This window comes from Quyinboa mangrovi, assembly GCF_042219825.1.
In the GTDB taxonomy this organism is placed as follows: domain Bacteria; phylum Bacteroidota; class Bacteroidia; order Bacteroidales; family UBA5342; genus JBHJHP01.
Window position 1 is genome coordinate 1 of sequence record NZ_JBHJHQ010000059.1, and the last position, 781, is coordinate 781.

Here is a 781-nt window from a genome sequence, read left to right on the forward strand (position 1 = left end):
GGAAAGAAACTGCCACGACACCATACCGCGGGAACGTTAGCCACAATTTGGAAAAGAAAGATTAAAATTATTGATAATTCAAAATATTGTACATATATTTGTACTATATAACGTACTAAATTAAATATTATGTTAGCAACTTCAATTTCTGACTTTAGAAAAAATATTAAGAAATATCTTGACTCTGTCACTGAGAATTTTGAGACATTGATTATTAATAGGGGAAAAGACTCTGGTGTCGTAGTTATTTCACTTGATGAATACAATTCATTGACTGCAACTCAATATGAATTATCTTCAAAAAAGAATGAAGAAAGACTTGATTCTGCAATTGATAAATTGAAAAATGGATCTTCGTTTCAAAAAGATTTAATTGACCTATGAAATACATTTTTGTTGACGAGTCTTGGGAAGACTATTTATATTGGCAAAAAACTAATATAAAATACGTAAAAAAGATTAATGACCTTCTTAAAGATATATCTAGAAACCCTTTTACCGGAATAGGAAAACCTGAACCCCTAAAACATAAATACAAAGGGTTTTGGTCCAGAAGAATCGATAATGAACATAGACTAATTTATGCAGTTAGAGAGGATGAAATTCTTATTGCTAAGTGTAGATTTCATTATGATTAAGAATAAACTGTGGCTAACAGCGTGTCATACTGCATATGGCTATGTTTAAACAGATAATTCCAATATTTAAATAAAACTATTTTGGCTTGACAATCCATATCCATTAGGATTGTCGCCATACGACAGCATACACGCAGACCGTT

General features: G+C 30.6%; 2 protein-coding genes. Both read left to right on the forward strand.

Translation table 11 applies throughout. From position 1 onward, the window contains the following. Positions 1–129 precede the first annotated feature (129 nt). A complete protein-coding gene (locus ACE1ET_RS20555; protein WP_375730306.1) occupies positions 130–384 on the forward strand; it encodes a type II toxin-antitoxin system Phd/YefM family antitoxin in 255 nt (84 codons plus the stop codon). After that, positions 381–638, forward strand: a complete 258-nt coding sequence (locus ACE1ET_RS20560) for a Txe/YoeB family addiction module toxin (protein ID WP_375730307.1) — start codon at positions 381–383, stop codon at positions 636–638. The genes ACE1ET_RS20555 and ACE1ET_RS20560 overlap by 4 nt, the downstream gene beginning before the upstream one ends. Positions 639–781 lie beyond the last annotated feature (143 nt).